Genomic DNA, 12,858 nt, shown 5'->3' on the forward strand with positions numbered 1-12,858 from the left:
ATGCATGGGTCGCCGGGTGCGTCACACGGAACATTGCCGGCCAATGGGCGGGCGCGGCCGGAGATTGCTGGATGATCTGTCGCCTCTGCTTCAATCCGGTCTGCGAACCGGGCGTTCGATCGCGGGTGGGGCGGGGCTGGATTTGGCAAGTCTGCCGTGATCTTGCCGGGAGGGGAGCGACGATCCGATCATGTAGCGCCGCTCCCCCTTCAGTCGTTTTCCTCAGCCGTGGGCGGCCAGTTCCTCGTGGCTGATGCGCTGGATCCCGCCGCCGGTGTTGACGACATAGACCTCGTCGGCGCTGCGGATGGTCGCCAGACGGTGGGCGATGATCAGGGTCGTCCGCCCTTCGGCCAGCTCCATCAGCGATTTCTGGATTTCCCGCTCCGTCTGGGTGTCGAGCGCCGAGGTCGCCTCGTCGAGGATGAGGATCGGCGGATTCTTCAGGAACATGCGGGCGATGGTCAGGCGCTGCTTCTGGCCGCCCGACAGCTTCACGCCGCGTTCGCCGATGACGGTGTCGAGCCCGTCCGGCAGCGAGGCGATCAGCCCGTCGAGATGGGCGCGCCGCGCCGCCTCGGCGATCTCGGCGTCGGACGCGCCAAGACGGCCATAGGCGATGTTCTCGCGGATGGTGCCGCCGAACAGGAAGACGTCCTGCTGGACGATGCCGATCTGCCGGCGCAGCGAGGCCAGCGTCATGCTGCGGATGTCGAGACCGTCGACGGTGATACGGCCGCCGGTGATCTCGTAGAAGCGGGGCAGGAGCGAGCAGATCGTCGTCTTGCCGGCGCCCGACGGGCCGATGAAGGCGACGGTGGAACCCGCCTTGATGCTGAGATCGACGCCGTTCAGGACCGGGCGGGCGGCGTCATAGCCGAAGGAAACGCCTTCGAAGCGGATATCGCCCTTCAGCGGCGGTGCCGGGACGGCGTCGGGGGCATCGGCGATGTCGGGCTGGGTGTCGAGAAGGGCGGTGTAGCGGCGGAATCCGGCGATGCCGCGCGGATAGGTCTCGATGACCGCGTTGATCTTCTCGATGGGGCGGAAGAAGGTGTTGACCAGCAGCAGGAAGGCGAAGAATCCACCCTGGGTCAGTTCCCCCACCAGGACGAAATGGGCGCCGGTCAGCATGACGACGATCAGGATCAGCCGCATGCTCATGTAGCTGAGCGTCGTCGACGCCGCCATGATCTTGTAGGCTTCGAGCTTGGTCTTGCGGTAGCGGTCGTTGTCCTCGGCGAACAGCTTGCGCTCGTGGTCCTCGTTGGTGAAGGCCTGGACGACGCGCATGCCGCCGACATTCTCCTCGATGCGGACGTTGAAGTCGCCGACGCGGGAATAGAGCGACTGCCAGTTGCGGGTCATGCGCCCGCCGTAGCGGCTGGTCAGCCAGGCGATGACGGGCACGATGGCGGCGGTGATCAGCGCCAGCGGCAGATGGACCACCGCCATCAGGGTGAAGGCGCCGACGAAGGTCATCACCGCGATCAGCAGGTCTTCGGGGCCGTGATGCGCCACCTCGCCGATCTCGTCCAGGTCGCGGGTGACGCGGCCGACGAGATGGCCGGTCTTGTTGTTGTCGTAGAAGCTGAAGGAGAGCTTTTGCAGATGGTCGAAGCTCTTGCGCCGCATCTCCGTCTCGATGTTGACGCCCAGCATGTGGCCCCAATAGGTCACGATGGCCATCAACCCGCCATTCGCCATGTAGACCGCCAGCAGCGCCGCCGTGGCGGCGACGATCAGCGCCCAGTCCTGGGTGGGCAGCAACTGGTCCACGAAGGCGCGCACCGCCATCGGAAAGCCCAGTTCCAGCAGTCCCGCCATGATCGCGCAGGAAATGTCGAGAATCAGCAGGCCCTTGTAGGGGCGGTAGTAGGCGAAGAAGCGGCGGAGCATGGCTCTTCTCATTCCGGAACTGAAAACGGGAATAGGCAAGGGAGGAACAGGACGGCCTAGCCGGCGCGCGGGCCGGCCCGGCTGAGCAACCAGATCAGGTAGGGGCCGGCCAGCAGCGCGGCGAACAATCCAAGCGGCAGTTGATAGGGGAAGGCGACCGTCCGCGCCAGCCAATCCGACACCACCATCAGGCCGGCGCCGATCAGGACGGCGCCGACCCCCTGCTCCAGCGGGCGGCCGAGGCCGGCGAGGCGGGCGAGGTGCGGGGCGATCAGGCCGACGAAGCTCAAGGGGCCGACGAAGAGGGCCGCCGCCGCCGTCAGCAGGCCGGCGAACAGCACGAGAAGGATGCGGCAGCGCTGCACCGGCAGCCCGACCGACCGGGCGGTGACGTCGCCGAGCGGCAGGATCTCCAGCCAGCGGGAGGCCAGCGGCAGGGCCGCCAGCAGCAGGACCACCGCAGCCGCGCAGAACCAGGCGTCGGCCGGGCCGGCGTCGTTGGTCGATCCGCTCAGCCAGCGCAGCAGGGTGAAGGCCTGCGGCGTGCCGGTGGCGATGACGGCGGTCAGGACGGCGCTGCACAGCGCGCTCATGGCGATGCCGGCCAGCAGCAGACGCTCCGGCCCGAAGCCGGCGCGCAGCGACAGGGCCAGCATGGCGGCCAGCACCAGCACCGCTCCCGCCGCGGAGGCGGTGAGCTGCAGGGCAATGCCGGGGGATGTGACAAGGAACAGCGCGGCGGTCAGGCCGACGCCGGCCCCGGTGCCGACGCCGAGGATTTCCGGGCTGGCCAGCGGGTTGGCGGTTATGCGCTGCAGCAGCATTCCGGCCGCCGCCAGCATGGCGCCCGCCGCCGCCGCGACCGCCACGCGCGGGCCGCGCCATTCCAGCAGCCGGTCGAAGAGGGAGCCGGTGGCCAGCGACCAGCCGTCGGGGCCGTGGCCGACGGTCAGCGCCAGGGCAACGGCGGCAAGGCCGCAGAGGGCGATCACGCCGATCAGCAGGCGGGGGCGGGGGCTGCGGCGCGACGGGGCGGGGCGGCTGTTCAGCGACGGCCATTCGAACATGCGCAGGCGCGGCAGCAGCCAGAGCAGCAGCGGGCCGCCCAGCAGGGCGGTGGCGGCGCCGGTCGGCACCCGCTCCCCATTGGCGCCGGCCAGCAGCTGCACCAGCCCGTCGGTGATCCAGAGCAGGACCGCGCCGATCAGCGGGGCGGCGATCAGCTTCTGCCTTTGGGTCCGCGCGCCGCTGAGATGGGCCAGGGCGGGGGCGGCCAGCCCGACGAAGCCGATCACGCCGACCTCCGCCGTCACGCTGGCGGCCAGCCAGACCGCGACGCCGATGACGGCGAAGCGCGTGGCGTTGAGGGCGACGCCCAGGCTGCGGGCGCTGGAATCGTCCAGGCCGAGGATGGACAGCGGGCGCATCAGCAGGATGGCGGCGGCGATGCCGGCCAGCAGGCGCAACGCGATGGTCAGGGTCGGATCCCAGCTTTGCTGCGCCAGCGCGCCGCCGCCCCAGATGAAGATCGAGAACAGATAGTCGCCGTTGGCGAGGATCAGCGCGGCGCTGGCCATGGTCGCGGTCAGCGCCACCATCATGCCGGCGAGGATCACGGCGACCGGCTCCAGCCCGCGCCGCCATGTCATGGCGAGGATCAGCCCGACCACGGTCAGCCCGCCGGCCAGCGCAACGGCCTCGCGCGCCTGTTCCATCAGCGCCGGCGCGTAGAGCAGCCCCACCGTCATGGCCAGCTGGGCGCCGGCCGACACGCCCAGCGTCGAGGGCTCGGCCAGCGGATTGCGCAGCACGCGCTGGAGCAGAAGTCCCGACAATCCCAGCGCCGCCCCGGCGACCAGCGAGACGGCGATGCGCGGCAGGATGCTGTGATGGAGGATGACCGCGTCGAGCCAGTCGGCGCCGGTGGCGGCGCCGCCGAGCGAGGGCGGCGAGGCGAGATGCCCGGCGACCTGGACCGTCGACAGGCAGGCGGCGACCAGGGCCAGCCCGCCCCAAAGCAGGATGCGGTTCATCGCGGCGCGCTCACCCATTGCCGTTTCCTTGCAGGAGGGCGGCGGCGGCGAGGCGGGCGAAACGCAGGGCGGCGGGGAGGCCGCCGAAATGGTTGACCGTCTCGATCACCGCGACACGTCCGTCCCGCACCATCGGCAGTGCCTGCCACAGGGCGCTGTCGGCCAGCGTCCGCATGGCCTCGGCGGGAGCCGGGGGAACGACGATGACGGCGGCGTCGGGGAAGCGGGCCAGCGCCTCGATGCCGACGGGTGCGGTGGCGCTGTAGCTCGACTGCGCCGCCCAGCCATTCTCCACCCCCAGCCGGCGCAGCACGTCGCCGAACATGCTGTCGGTGCCGAAGGCGCGGAAATGGCGGGCGTCGCCGAAATTGATCGCGAGCACCGGCCGTCGGACTATGCCCGCCAGCGTCCCGCGCAGGCGGGCGATTTCCGCATCCGTATCGGCGACGAGGGCTTTCGCCTGTGCCTCGCGGCCGAGCAGGCGGCCGAGGGCGAGGGCCGCGTCGGCGGCGGCCGGGTAGGGCTGCACCCCCGGCGCGTAGATCGACAGCGGCACGGTTTCCGCCACCCGCTCCAGGCTGGCGCGCTGGCCTTCGTAGTAGTTGGAGGTGAGGATCAGGTCCGGTTCCGCGAGGTTCAGCGCCTCGTAATTCGGCGTTCCGCGCAGGCCGATGTCGGCGACGGAGGCGGGCACCGCCGGCTCGACGATGGTCTTGCGGAACTGCAGAAGCTCGGTGGCGGCGACCGGGACCACGCCCAGCGCCAGCACCGTTTCCAGCAGCGCCCAGTCGATGACCGCCACCCGCTTCGCCGCCGCCGCCGCCCGGGCGAGGCGGGGCGTCAATGCGAACCCGGCGGTGAGGGCGAGCGCGTGCCGCCGCGATATCCTGCGTGCCGCAGCCGTCATAGCACGTAGCCGATGGGGGCGCCGGTGACGGGATGCGGGACGATGCCCATGCCGAGGCGGTAGATCGCGCCCAGCGTCTCGCCGGTCATGATGGCGTCCGGCGTGCCCTGGGCCACCAGCGCGCCGCCGCGCATCGCCAGGATTTCGTCGCAGACGCGGGCGGCCATGTTGATGTCGTGCAGGACGATGACAGCGCCGATGCCGCGGGCGCGGCTCAACCGGCGGACCAGCCCCAGCATCTCCACCTGGCTGGCGATGTCGAGCGCCGAGGTCGGTTCGTCCAGCAGCAGGCAGCGCGTGTCCTGCGCCAGCATCATGGCGAGCCAGACGCGCTGCCGCTCGCCGCCGGACAGGCTGTCGACCAGCCGGTCGGCGAAGGCGTCGAGATTGGTTTCCGCGATCGCCTCCGCCACCTTGGCGGCGTCCTCCGCCCCGAAGCGGCCGAGCGCGCCGTGCCAGGGGAAGCGGCCGAGCGCCACCAGCTCGCGCACCGTCATGCCCTCCGCCGGCGGGGTGAATTGCGGCATGTAGGCGACGGTGCGGGCGAAGTCGCGGTCGCCGATGCGGGCGATCTCGGCGCCGAGGCAGCGGATGCGGCCGGCCCCCGGCGGCTGCTGGCGGGCGAGCATGCGGATCAGCGTGCTCTTGCCCGATCCGTTGGGGCCGACCAGCCCGTAGATGCGCCCCTGCTCCAGCCGAAGCGACAGATCGGTCAGGATCGGCCGGCCGGCCGCCGAAAATCCGACGGCGTCGAGTTCGTAGAGGGCAGGGGTCTGGTCCGGGCCGGGCATCGGGCTACCAGGTCATGTTGAGGGTCAGCAGGGCGGTCCGCCCCTCGGCATAGCCGCAGGAATACTGGGTCTGGCAGCTGGCGACGTATTCCTTGTCGAACAGGTTGGTGACCGACAGGTTGGCGCCCCAGTTGTCGCGCTTGTAGCCGATCCGCGCGTCGAAGACGGTCGCCGCCGGAACCTTCAGCGTGTTCTCGTTGTCGGCCCAGGACGACCCGACATAGCGCACGCCGCCGCCGACCGACACCCCGTCCAGGACGCTTTCGCGGAAGGTGTAGTCGAGGAACGCCGAGCCCTGGATCTGCGGCACGATGTAGGGAGTCTTGCCGATCAGGGTCGGATCGGCGTCCTTCTTGATGTCGAGGTCGAGCGCGGTGAAAGAGGCTACGGCCTTCAGGCTGGGGGTGATGTTGGCCTTGGCCTCCAGCTCGACGCCGCGGGAGTTGACCTCGCCCAGCTGGGTCTCGGCGTTGAAGGGGCCGGTCACGACATTGGTGCGGGTCAGGTCGAACAGGGCGGCGGTGAAGATCGCGTCCATCCCGGTCGGGCGGTACTTGACGCCGACCTCGTACTGGCGGCCGCTTTCCGGCTTGAAGACGCCGACGGCGGGGGAGGAGCCCAGCACCGGGTTGAAGAAGGTGGAGGCGCTGACATAGGGGGTCAGGCCGTTGGCGAACTCATAGGCCAGCCCGGCGCGGCCGCTGAACTTGCCGGTCTTGCCGTCATAGGCGGGCGTCCCGTCGGCATCGGTCGAGGCGATGTCGTAGCGGCCGCTCAGCGTCACCAGGAAACCCTGGCCGAAGCGCATCTGGTCCTGCAGGTAGACGCCGAGCTGACGCATCGTCAGCGTCTGGTCGATGTAGGCGAAGCGCGGACCCTGGGGGGCGCCGTAGACCGGGTTGGTGGTGCTGATCGGCGTGGCCGAACCGGATGCCTGCACCTGATCCATGACGAAATACTTGTAGTCGACGCCGGCCAGCGCCGTGTGCTCGACCGCGCCGGTGCGCAGCCTGCCTTCCAGCTGGTTGTCGATCAGGAAGCTGTTGACCTTGCTGGTGTGCTCGAAATTGATGCGCGACAGCAGGTTGTCCGGGTCGGTCGGCGTGGCCGAGAAGCCGTCGTAGCCGTAGGGGTAGACCGTGACCTCGTGGACCTTGCTGTAATTGTAGCGCGCGTTCTGGCGGAAGATCAGGTCGTTGTCAAAGCGGTGTTCGAACTCGTAGCCGATCGAGGCCTGACGGCGGCGGTAGGTGTCGATGCCGGGTTCGGTGAAGTTGGCCTTGCGGTCGATCCGGCCGAAGGGCGCGTCCACCACGGTGCCGACATAGGGCAGGAAGGCGCCGCCGTTGTGCGTCTCGTCGATGTCGGTGTAGTTGGCCAGCACCGTCAGGGTGTTGGCGTCGTTCGGCGACCATTTGAAGCTGGGCGAGACGGTGCCGCGGAAGCCGTCGGCGAAGTCGGTGTAGGTGTCGCCGCCGACGATGCGGCCGGTCAGCCGGTAGCTCAGCTTCGGATCGCCTGAGTTCTGACCAATGGCTCCGCCGACGTCGAGGCCGAGGAAGGCGGTGCCATGCTGGTCGATGCCGGCCTCGACCGAGCGGACGGGGGTGTCGCCCGGCCGCTTGGAGACGTAGTTCAGCAGGCCGCCGGGGTTGCTGCCGCCGTAGAGCACGGAGGAGGCGCCGCGCAGGACCTCGATCCGCTCCAGAGTGTCGCTGTCGACGAACTGGCCGCCGAAACCGTAGGCATAGAGCTGCAGCCCGTCCTGATAGACGCCCGACTGCGTCGCCTGGAAGCCGCGGATGAAGACCCAGTTGGTGTCGCTGTCGCGGCCGAAGGGCTGGCTGAAGACGCCGGAGGTGTAGCGCAGCGCCTCGTCCACCTTCTGGGCGCCGCGGTCGTCCATCTCCTCGCGGCCGATCACCGACACCGACTGCGGGATCGCCTCCAGCGGCGTGTCGGTCTTGGAGCCGGTGGCCGAGCGGGTGGGCACATAGCCCTTGACCGGGCTGGTCGCCGTTTCGGCCGCCCTGCTGCCCTCGACGGTCACCGGACCGAGGATGGCGGGCGTGTTCCCGTCCGTCTGGGATGGCGCCTGGGGCTGCGTTTGCGCCTGGGCGAGTGCCGGCATCAGCAAGGCGGCGAGCGCCGTGCCGTTCAAGAGGAAACGGGTCATCTGCTTGATCGAAACGTGAACCATCGCAATCGGCCTCGGACTGAATGCACCACCCGCGAAAGCGCCACCGGACGAACCTGTCCGAAAGTGGAGCCGTTGTTGCGAATGATTAGCATATGCATGAAGGCCCGGATTGAACCGTCTTTGGATGGATTGGACGATCTTTCGACATTCTTCCGGCAACGGCAGTGGGGGTGGGATTGAGCATCGGCATCGGCTCACGCGGACTGGTTGCGCAGCCACGCGGCGGGCGTGGCGCCCACGATCTGGCGGAAGACGCGGGTCAGATGCGCCTGATCGGAGAATCCGGCCATCGCCGCCGCAGCGGCCAGCGTCGCGTCCGAGGTGGTCAGCAGCGTCTTGGCGCGCTCCACCCGCGCCCGCATCTGCCATTTGTGCGGCGGCACGCCGGTCGACGCCTTGAAGGCGGAGCAGAAATGGGAAGCCGACAGCCCGGTGAGATCGGCCAGTTCCTGCAGGCGGATCGTCTGGCTGCAATGTTCCTCGATATAGTCGATCACGCGCCGCAGCTGACGCGGCGGCAGTTGGCCGCGCTTGCGGTCGGCCGCCGGTTCGGTCTGGGCGAGGCCGATGAACAGGGCGGCCATCAGGCTCTCGCCGTAAAGGTCGTGCAGGGCGCCCGAGGTCCGGCATTCCGCCGCGATCAGCCGGGCCAGCGAGAACAGCCGCTCGTCGGAGAAGTTCAGCCGCGGCCGGTCCATCTCCCGGAGATCCGGCCCGTCCGGGAAGCGGTCTTCCAGCACCGACATGTCGAAATGCAGGTCCAGATGGGTCAGGCGGCGGACGCTCTCGGTGCGGGACCAGACCTTGAGGCCGGCGGGGACGAAGCTCATCGTCTGGCGGCGGCCGACGCGGCGGGACTTGCCGCGGTCGGGGGTGTCCATGACATGGAGCGCGCCCTCCCCGAGTTGGTCGAGCACGACGACGAGGCGCGGGGCCTCCGACACATATTCGCCGCCGGCATTCCGGTCGCAGGCCACGGTCCAGATATCGGCGATCATCCCGTTCCAGGCACGCCACTGCAGGTCGCCGAGAATGGTGATCCCTTCGGTATGGCTCTGCATTCTCGGGTGAAACAGCATCGATCGACCTTCTGGCCCCGGATTGCGTGGCCGTGAAATCCGTCCATTGACGATCACATGCTATAGGGCAAAGGATAGTTGCGAACAAGTCGCATTCTTATTTAGCATGCGCTCCATCGGTGCCGGCGCAAAGAGGCCTGTCTTGAGCAGCAGATATCCCTGTGATCTTCGGTGGGTGGAGGTGGTCGCGGTTTCCGCCCTGACGCCGCGCATGCGCCGCATCGTCCTCGGCGGGCCGGCGCTGGAGGGGTTCACGCTGAAACCCGGCGTCCTGGCTCCGCATATCGGTCTGGTGGTTCCGGCAGGGGATGGCGGCGGTTCTCCGCTGCGCATCTATTCGGTGCGGCGCTTCGATGCCGCCGCCGGAACGCTGGAGGTGAATTTCGTGCTTCACGGCGCCGGCGTGGCGTCGGGTTGGGCCGCCCGCGCCCGGCCGGGGGAGAGGGTGGGACTCTCCGTATCCGGCGGGATCGCGATGAAGCCGGCGGGCCGCTACGTGGTGGCCGGCGACCATGCGGCGTTGCCGGCCATCGCCCATCTTCTGGAAAACCTGCCGGCGGATGCCTCGGCCGAGGTGTTCATCGAGGTGCCGGGACCGGACGAACGGCAGGAACTGGCCTCGCCGGCCGCCACCTCCATCACCTGGTTCCACCGGGACCGTCATGCGGCGCCGGGCGCCTCGCCCTTGCCGGAGGCGGTGATGGCGGCGGCCCCGGCCGGAGCGGAGGGGCTTGCGGTGTGGAGCGGGACGGAGCATGGCACCGCCCAGCGCATCCGCGGCCATGTCCGCAAGACGCTGGGCCTTCCCGCCGATTCCTGTTCGGTCGTCGCCTACTGGAAGGCGAGCGTTGCCCAGGGCGGCTTCGAGCATTACGGCTGAGGCCGCCCTGTCTTGAGTTGGAAGGGGCTACCGCCGCCGGCCGAGCGTGAGTTGGAAGGTGCGCGGCACATGAATGCCCGCGCCTTCGCGGAAGCGCTCGTGGAAGGCGACGAAGTCCCGCTTCAGAGCGGCGCGGCGCTCCTCGTCGAGGCTGGCGGCCAGGGTACGCGTCGGGCCGTAGCCGGTCACGAAGGTGTTCCAGGCCGCCTCGCCGCCGGTTTCGACGTAATGGCTGGTCAGGGTGGTGACCGTCAGGTCGAAGGCGCCGCCGAGCAACTCCTCCAGCCGTTCGGGACGGCCCCAGGCGAAAGGCGACACCGCCGGAGGCGCCGCCATGTAGGGGCGCATCAGCGAAAACATCTCGGCAATGGCGCCGTCCGGCGTCCAGGTGGTCAGGGCCAGCCGGCCGCCGGGCCGGCAGACGCGGGCGAGTTCCTGCGCCGCCGCTTCCGGCTTGGCGGCGAACATGACGCCGAAGGTCGACACCACCGCGTCGAAGCTGGCATCGGCGCAGGGCAGCGCCTCGGCGTCGCCCAGCCGGTAGTCGATGGAAAGCCCGTCGGACAGCGAGCGTGCGGCGTCCAGCAATCCGGCGGCGATGTCGATGCCGGTGACCTGCGCACCGCGCCGGGCACAGGCGCGCGCCGTGATACCGGTGCCGGTCGCGACGTCGAGGATGCATTCGCCCGGCTGGGGCGCGAGCGCAGCGACGGCGGCGTCGATGCCGTCATAGACGCCGCGGATGATCTCCTCGTAATCCCGGCCGCCCGAACTCCACACGGCGGCAGCCCGCTCGTTGTGCGGCTGAATGGCGGGAGCGGTGGCGATCAGGTCGTCCATGTCGTTCTCCTTGGAGTGTGCGATTGCGCCCGGTGACGGCGGGCTTCGGCCGCGAGGATGGCCGTGTCGCGTCAGCCGGTCGTCGTCCGATCGTCAGCGCCTGCGTCAACCGATCGTCAAAATGCCGACCCGTCCTTCAGGGGTAGCCCCCTGGGCCGACGCGCGTCTGACAGGATTCGTCCCGCCTGCTATGATCGGGGCGGTAGGCAATTTCCGTTTTGGTGCGGCATGGCCGGGCCGACGCTTAGGCTGCTGGGCGGCTTCTCGCTCGCCGATGACGGCGGGCGTGCCCTCCCTCTGCGCGGGCGGAAAGCGCAGCTTCTGCTTGCCTATGTCGCGCTGACCGCACCGCGACCGATCTCCCGCGAACGGCTGGCCGCCCTGCTGTGGGAGGACTGCGAGGAGAGGCGGGCGCTGCACAGCCTGCGCCAGTGCCTGATGGAACTGCGGCACCTCGGTGAGCAGGCGGGTGTCGATCTGATCCGCACGGACAGGAACGACGTGTCGCTGGCCCTGCCGCCCGAATGCGTCGACGGCGTGATGGCCGAACGGCTGGCGCGGGAGGGCACGCCTGAGAGTCTGCGCGCCGCCGCCGCCCTGTGCGCCGGCCCCCTTCTTCCCGAGGCCGAGGCCTGCTCCGACGGGGTCGATGATTGGCTGGCCGGTGAGCGCGCCCGCTTCGCCCGCTTGGCGGCCGGAATCCTCGCGCGCCTGACGGCATGGTGCGAGGCGGAGGGGGACCGGGATGGCGTCGCGTCCACGGCGGAGCACTGGCTGGCGCTCGATCCCGCCTGCGAGGAGGCGCACCGCGCGCTGATGCGGCTGCATGCACGCAACGGCAGGCGGTCGGATGCCGTTCGGCAGTACCGGATCTGTGCCGACGCCGTGCGCCGCTGCCTCGATGCCGAGCCGGAGGAGGAGACGGTCGAACTGCTGCACGGCATCCGCGACCGCCACCCGGCCGAAGCCGAAACCGTGGCGGAGCAGCCTGCCGGACTGCTGCCCGACCTCTCCCGGTCAAGCCGTCCGGTGCTGCCGGATCGGCCCTCGCTGGCGGTTCTGCCCTTCGGCACGCTCGGCGGACCGTCCGAAGGCGGCGGCTTCGCCGACGGGGTGGCCGCCGACGTGCTGGTGAGGCTTTCGCGGCTGCGCTCGCTGTTCGTCATTGCCCGCGGATCCTCCTTCCGCTTTCGCGGGGCCCAGATCGACCCGTGCACGGTCGGCAGGGCGCTCGGCGTGCGCTATCTGGCCAGCGGGGCGATCCGCACCGACGGGCGCCGGCTTCGGCTGACCGTCGAACTGGTGGAGGCCGAAACCGGCGCCGTGATGTGGAGCGACATCTACGACAGGCGCCTTGACGGCGTATTCGACCTGCAGGACGAGCTTGCCACCCGCATCGCCGCCGCTCTCGACGACGAGATCGAAGCGGCCGAGATGCGGCGTGCCCTGACGGTTCCGCCGTCTTCGCTGGATGGCTGGAGCGCCTATCATCGCGGCCTGTGGCACATGTACCGCTTCACCCGCGACGACAACGAGACGGCGCGCGGCCTTTTCCAACAAGCACTTCGCACCGACCCGCTGAGCGCGCGGCTGTATGCCGGCCTGTCCTTCACCCATTTTCAGGATGCCTTTCTGCATCGCACCGGACAGCGCGGCATCGAGGCGGAGCACGCCTATCGCTTCGCCGAGCAGAGCGTCGGTTTGGACGAGCGCGACCCGACGAGCCATCTGGCTCTCGGCCGTGCGCTATGGCTGTTGGGGAGGCAGGACGATGCGGTGGAGGAGCTGAGCCTTGCGGTGGGTTTCAACCCCAACTTCGCGCTCGGCCATTACTCCCTCGCCTTCGTCCAGGCGCAGGGTGGCGATGCGCGGGCCGCGCTGGGTGCCGCCGACGTCGCGCAGCGGCTGAGTCCGTTCGACCCGCTGCTGTTCGGCATGCTTGGCGCGCGGGCGCTCGCCTGCCTCAATCTGAAGGAGCACGCCCAGGCCGCGCTGTGGGGCGACCGGGCCGCGCGGCGGCCGAACGCCCATGTCCACATCCAGGCCATCGCTGCCTTTTCCAACGCCTTGGCGGATCGGCGGGAGGAGGCCGGGGGGTATGCCCGGCGGATCAGGGAGACGGCGCCGTCCTACCGGTGCGACGACTTCCTGGCCGCCTTCCACACGCTGACTCCGTCCGTGGTCGACCTCATCCGGCGTGTCGGGCCGAGCATCGGGCTTCAATCCTGA

9 protein-coding genes are annotated in these 12,858 nt (G+C 69.6%); 2 read left to right on the top strand and 7 right to left on the bottom strand.

The features are described from left to right. Positions 1 to 222: 222 nt before the first annotated feature. From DM194_RS19815 to DM194_RS19840, 6 genes are all read right to left on the bottom strand, one after another. The gene (locus DM194_RS19815; RefSeq protein ID WP_111069302.1) at positions 223 to 1,899 is read right to left on the bottom strand and encodes an ABC transporter ATP-binding protein; all 1,677 of its coding nucleotides are present in this window, start codon (positions 1,897 to 1,899) and stop codon (positions 223 to 225) included. 56 nt (positions 1,900 to 1,955) lie between these two features. After that, positions 1,956 to 3,950, bottom strand: a complete 1,995-nt coding sequence (fhuB, locus tag DM194_RS19820; RefSeq protein WP_246024522.1) for a Fe(3+)-hydroxamate ABC transporter permease FhuB — start codon at positions 3,948 to 3,950, stop codon at positions 1,956 to 1,958. Continuing rightward, entirely contained in the window at positions 3,943 to 4,839 is an 897-nt protein-coding gene (locus DM194_RS19825) for an ABC transporter substrate-binding protein (protein ID WP_111069303.1), read from the bottom strand. Before DM194_RS19825 ends, fhuB begins: the two co-directional genes overlap by 8 nt. Further along, positions 4,836 to 5,630, bottom strand: a complete 795-nt coding sequence (locus tag DM194_RS19830) for an ABC transporter ATP-binding protein (protein ID WP_111069304.1) — start codon at positions 5,628 to 5,630, stop codon at positions 4,836 to 4,838. The genes DM194_RS19825 and DM194_RS19830 overlap by 4 nt, the downstream gene beginning before the upstream one ends. 4 nt (positions 5,631 to 5,634) lie before the next feature. Further along, entirely contained in the window at positions 5,635 to 7,806 is a 2,172-nt protein-coding gene (locus DM194_RS19835; RefSeq protein ID WP_111069716.1) for a TonB-dependent siderophore receptor, read from the bottom strand. A gap of 218 nt (positions 7,807 to 8,024) precedes the next feature. Next, entirely contained in the window at positions 8,025 to 8,909 is an 885-nt protein-coding gene (locus DM194_RS19840; RefSeq protein WP_162630131.1) for an AraC family transcriptional regulator, read from the bottom strand. 142 nt (positions 8,910 to 9,051) lie between these two features. Here DM194_RS19840 and DM194_RS19845 point away from each other — a divergent pair, with 142 nt between their 5' ends. Next, a complete protein-coding gene (locus tag DM194_RS19845; protein ID WP_246024523.1) occupies positions 9,052 to 9,789 on the top strand; it encodes a siderophore-interacting protein in 738 nt (245 codons plus the stop codon). A gap of 27 nt (positions 9,790 to 9,816) precedes the next feature. Here DM194_RS19845 and DM194_RS19850 read toward each other — a convergent pair whose 3' ends face one another. Next, entirely contained in the window at positions 9,817 to 10,629 is an 813-nt protein-coding gene (locus DM194_RS19850) for a class I SAM-dependent methyltransferase (RefSeq protein ID WP_111069307.1), read from the bottom strand. A 228-nt stretch (positions 10,630 to 10,857) separates the two neighbouring features. Here DM194_RS19850 and DM194_RS19855 point away from each other — a divergent pair, with 228 nt between their 5' ends. Then, positions 10,858 to 12,858 carry a BTAD domain-containing putative transcriptional regulator gene (locus DM194_RS19855; protein WP_162630132.1) on the top strand — a complete coding sequence of 667 codons (2,001 nt, stop codon included), beginning with the start codon at positions 10,858 to 10,860 and terminating at the stop codon, positions 12,856 to 12,858.

The sequence above is a fragment of the Azospirillum ramasamyi genome, from assembly GCF_003233655.1.
GTDB lineage: Bacteria > Pseudomonadota > Alphaproteobacteria > Azospirillales > Azospirillaceae > Azospirillum > Azospirillum ramasamyi.

Bases quoted from the DNA above. Each gene is read 5' to 3' on its own strand.
- fhuB (WP_246024522.1), bottom strand. From the start codon at position 3,950: ATGGGTGAGCGCGCCGCGATGAACCGCATCCTGCTTTGGGGCGGGCTG.
- DM194_RS19825 (WP_111069303.1), bottom strand. From the start codon at position 4,839: ATGACGGCTGCGGCACGCAGGATATCGCGGCGGCACGCGCTCGCCCTC.
- DM194_RS19850 (WP_111069307.1), bottom strand. From the start codon at position 10,629: ATGGACGACCTGATCGCCACCGCTCCCGCCATTCAGCCGCACAACGAG.
- DM194_RS19855 (WP_162630132.1), top strand. From the start codon at position 10,858: ATGGCCGGGCCGACGCTTAGGCTGCTGGGCGGCTTCTCGCTCGCCGAT.
- DM194_RS19830 (WP_111069304.1), bottom strand. From the start codon at position 5,630: ATGCCCGGCCCGGACCAGACCCCTGCCCTCTACGAACTCGACGCCGTC.
- DM194_RS19815 (WP_111069302.1), bottom strand. From the start codon at position 1,899: ATGCTCCGCCGCTTCTTCGCCTACTACCGCCCCTACAAGGGCCTGCTG.
- DM194_RS19840 (WP_162630131.1), bottom strand. From the start codon at position 8,909: ATGCTGTTTCACCCGAGAATGCAGAGCCATACCGAAGGGATCACCATT.
- DM194_RS19835 (WP_111069716.1), bottom strand. From the start codon at position 7,806: ATGACCCGTTTCCTCTTGAACGGCACGGCGCTCGCCGCCTTGCTGATG.